The 4446-nt window shown below is 72.0% G+C and carries 2 protein-coding genes; both read left to right on the top strand.

Going from position 1 to position 4446, the window contains the following annotated elements; genetic code table 11:
* On the top strand, window positions 1-2497 hold a 2497-nt coding region (locus ACH47Z_RS46905; protein ID WP_399086695.1), incomplete at its 5' end, for an SDR family NAD(P)-dependent oxidoreductase.
* A 66-nt stretch (window positions 2498-2563) separates the two neighbouring features.
* Window positions 2564-4446 (top strand): type I polyketide synthase (locus tag ACH47Z_RS46910; RefSeq protein WP_399086698.1); only part of this gene is annotated, 1883 nt, incomplete at its 3' end.

Here is a 4446-nt window from a genome sequence, read left to right on the forward strand (position 1 = left end):
CGAAGAAACCACCCACACCCTCCTCACCCACGGCCACCGCCACTTCATCGAAACCACCGCCCACCCCGTCCTGACCATGGCCGTCGAGGAAACGGTCGGCGCAGCGGAGCGTGACGCGGTGGTCATCGGTACCCTGCGCCGGGAGCACGGCGGCCTAGCCCAGCTGCACACCGCCCTCGCCACCGCGTGGACCCGCGGTCTGCCGGTGGACTGGTCCACGGTTCTGGGAGGTGTGCGGACACCGCCCCTCGACCTGCCGACGTACCCGTTCCAGCGAGAGCGGTACTGGCTGGAGCCGAGCGCGGCCGTGGTCCCCTCCGTCGAGGGGATTCCGGCCGAGGCACGGTTCTGGGAGGCGGTGGAGAGCGAGGACCTCGGAGCTCTGGCAACAGCCATCGACCTGGGCGGTGACATCGCCTCGTGGGGCGAGGTGTTGCCCGCGTTGGCGGGCTGGCGCCGTAAGCGGCGTGAACAGTCGGCTCTGGACGACCTGCGCTACAAGGTGGTGTGGAAGCCCACGACCGTCTCCGAGAACGCGTCGTTGACCGGCACATGGCTGCTGGTCGTTCCCGAGGCGCTCGCGGACGGCGGCTGGTGCGAGGCGATCGCCCGGGCCGTCGGGCAGGCCGGCGGCCGTGTCGTCGTGTTGGCCGTGGACACCGCGGACCGCCTCGACCGGTCGCGCCTCGGCCTGCGGATCCAAGAGGTGCTGGGCGAGGAGCCACTCCCGGACGCCGTGCTGTCCCTGCTCGCCCTCGACTCCTCCACGCACCCTGAATTCCCTTCCGTGCCCAGCTCGTTGGTGGGTACGACGGTCCTCGTTCAGGCGCTGCTCGACCTCGGTCTGGAGGCACCTGTGTGGTGCGCGACCAGCGGGGCGGTCTCGGTGGCCGGGTCCGACGGGCCGAGCCAGCCGGAGCAGGCGGCCGTCTGGGGCTTCGGCCGGGTGGCGGGGCTGGAGCACCCGCATCTGTGGGCGGGCCTCGTGGACCTGCCCGAGCGGGTGGACGACCGGACGGCGGCACGCCTGGCTGGCCTCCTCGCCGGCCCCGAAGGCGAGGACCAGGTGGCGCTCAGGCCCTCGGGAGTGTTCGTACGACGACTCGTGCGCGCCGCGACGGCAGACGCGCCGGTGGTCCGGGAGTGGAAGCCCGAGGGCACGGTTCTCGTCACCGGCGGCACCGGCGGGCTCGGCCGGCAGGTGGCACGCTGGCTGGCGCGGAGCGGCGCCGGCCATCTGCTGCTGGTGAGCCTGCGGGGCATCGAGGCACCGGGGGCCGAGGAACTGGTCGCCGAACTCGGCGCGTCGGGTGCCCGGGTCACCGTCGCGGCCTGCGATGTGGCCGACAAAGAGGCCCTACGGCGGCTGCTGCGCGAGCAGGTGCCGTCCGATGCGCCGCTGACGGCAGTGGTGCACACCGCAGCCGTCCTGGACGACGGGGTCATCGACACGCTGTCGCCGGAGCGGATGGAGCATGTGCTGCGGGTGAAGGTGGGCGGGGCCGTGCACCTGTATGAACTCACCCGGGACATGGATCTCTCGGCGTTCGTGCTGTTCTCGTCGTTCGGGTCGACGTTCGGTCTGCCGGGCCTCGGCAACTACGCTCCCGGCAACGCCGTGTTGGAGGCGTGGGCGGAACAGTGGCGGGCCGAGGGCCGCCCGGCCACGGCCGTCGGCTGGGGCACCTGGGCCGGCGGCGGCATGGCCGAGGGCGGTGTCGGGGAGCGCGGCCGTACGCACGGAATCCACGAGATGGACCCGGCAGCCGCCACCACCGCCCTCGAACAGGCACTGGAGCGGGACGAGCCGAGCCCGGTGATCATCGACATCCGCTGGGAGCGGTTCGCGGTGGCGTTCCACGCCAAACGGCCCACTCACGGCTTCGAGTTGATACCGGAGGCCAGGGCGGCCCTCGAGGCGGCGGGCGGCTCGGGGCCGGAAGACGGCGACAGCGATCCTTCCGCACTCCTGAATCAGCTGGCCGGTCTGTCCGACGCCGAGCGTGACCGGACGCTGCTGGAGATCGTGCGCAAGAACGCCGCCTCCGTGATGAGCCACGGCGCGATGAAGGCCGCGACACTGGAGGCCGTCGAGCCCGCGCGGGCCTTCCGCGATCTCGGCTTCGACTCCCTCATGGCGGTGGAGTTGCGCAACCGGATCGGTTCGGCCACCGGTCTGCGTCTCGCGCCGACGCTGGTCTTCGACCATCCCACGCCGGAGGCGGTGGTACGCCATCTACGTGCCGAGCTGGGTCTCAAGGGCGCGCACGCACCCGAGCCCGTGTTCGGCGAACTCGACGACCTGGAACGGGCCTTGTCGTCGTACACACCGGACACCGACACCCGCACCAAGATCGCCAAGCGTCTGGAGTCCCTCCTGTGGGAGTGGACCCGCGCGGAGGCCGATCCGTCGGACACGGCCGACGGCACGGACCTCGCGGCGGTCTCCAACGACGAGATGTTCGAGCTCATCGACAGGGAGCTCGGAACGGCCTGACGACCGGCCGGGCCCGCCCACCCCTCAGCGCGACACCGACTGCACGTGCCTCACGGAGGTTCTGCAATGCCGAACGACGAGAAGAAGCTGCGCGACTATCTGAACCGGGTCACGGCCGACCTGCGCCAGACGCGCGGCCGCCTGAAGGCCGTCGAGGCCAGGGACTGGGAGCCCGTCGCCATCGTCGGCATGGGCTGCCGGTTCCCCGGTGACGTCAGCTCCCCCGAGGACCTGTGGGAGCTGGTCGCCGACGGGCGGGACGCGATCTCGTCGTTCCCGGAGGACCGCGGCTGGGACCTCGACTCCCTGTACGCCGCCGACCCCGACCGGCCGGGCACCTCGCACACCCGCCACGGCGGCTTCATCGGTGCGGCCGGGGACTTCGACGCCGCGCTCTTCGGCATCTCCCCACGCGAGGCCCTCGCCATGGACCCGCAGCAGCGGCTGCTGCTGGAGAGCTGCTGGGAGGTCCTGGAGCGCTCGGGTATCGACCCCACGTCCCTGGCGGGCACGCGTACGGGCGTCTTCGTCGGTGTGTCCCCGTCCGGATACGGCAGCGGCGCCCAGGACGTGCCGGAGGGCGCCGAGGGCTACACCATGACGGGCGTGGCCCCCGCGGTCGCGTCGGGCCGGATCTCGTACGCCTTCGGTCTGGAGGGGCCGGCCGTCACCGTCGACACCGCCTGCTCGTCCTCCCTGGTCGCACTCCATCTCGCCTGCCGTGCGCTGCGGCAGGAGGAGTGCTCGCTGGCGCTGGCCGGTGGCGTCGCGGTCCTCGCCCTGCCCACGCTCTTCCAGGAGTTCAGCCGGCAGCGCGGGCTCGCGGCGGACGGCCGCTGCAAGTCCTTCGCCGCCGCGGCCGACGGCACGGGCTTCTCCGAGGGCGTCGGCATGCTCCTGCTGGAGCGCCTGTCGGACGCGCGCCGCAACGGCCACCGGGTCCTGGCCGTCGTACGCGGCTCCGCCATCAACCAGGACGGCGCCAGCAACGGCCTCACCGCACCCAGCGGACCGTCGCAGCAGCAGGTCATCCTCCAGGCCCTCGCCAACGCCCGGCTGTCGGGCGCGGACGTGGACGCGGTGGAGGCGCACGGCACCGGAACGACCCTGGGCGACCCCATCGAGGCACAGGCACTCCTCGCCACCTACGGGCAGGAACGGGCAGAGGACCGCCCGCTGTGGCTGGGCTCGGTGAAGTCCAACATCGGTCACACCCAGGCCGCCGCCGGCATGGCCGGGATCATCAAGACGGTCATGGCGATACGGCACGGCGTACTGCCCCGCACCCTCCACGTGGACGAACCCACACCGCACGTCGACTGGCAGGCAGGCCAGGTCTCCCTGCTCACCGAGCAGATGCGGTGGCCCGAGACCGGCCGCCCGCGCCGCGCCGGCGTCTCCTCCTTCGGTGTCAGCGGCACCAACGCCCACATCATCCTCGAACAGGCCGATGAGCCCCTGCCGGAGTCCTCCTCCGCGAACCGCCCCTCGACCCCGTGGGTGCTGTCGGGCAAGTCGGAGACGGCTCTGCGTGGACAGGCGGAGCGAGTCGCAGCGTTCGTCCGAGCACGCGCGGACCTCGACTCGGCTGCCGTGGGTACAGCACTGCTGACCTCCCGGGCCGCTCTCGAACAGCGTGCGGTACTGCTCGGCGACGACCGCGACAACCTGTTGCAGGCCCTCGACGCCCTCAGCAGCGGCCGGCCGGATCCCAAGGTCGTGACCGGGAGTGTGCGGTCGGGGCGGGTGGCGTTCATGTTCACCGGGCAGGGGTCACAACGGCTCGGTATGGGGCGGGAGTTGTACGACGCCGAGCCCGCCTTCGCCGCCGCCTTGGACGAGGCCGTCGACGCCCTGGACCCGCACCTGCCGCGTCCGTTGCGGGAGGTTCTCTTCGGGGACGATCCGGAGCTGCTGCAGCAGACGCAGTACGCCCAGCCTGCCCTGTT

This window comes from Streptomyces sp. NPDC020192 (assembly GCF_044388685.1).
Classification (GTDB): domain Bacteria; phylum Actinomycetota; class Actinomycetes; order Streptomycetales; family Streptomycetaceae; genus Streptomyces.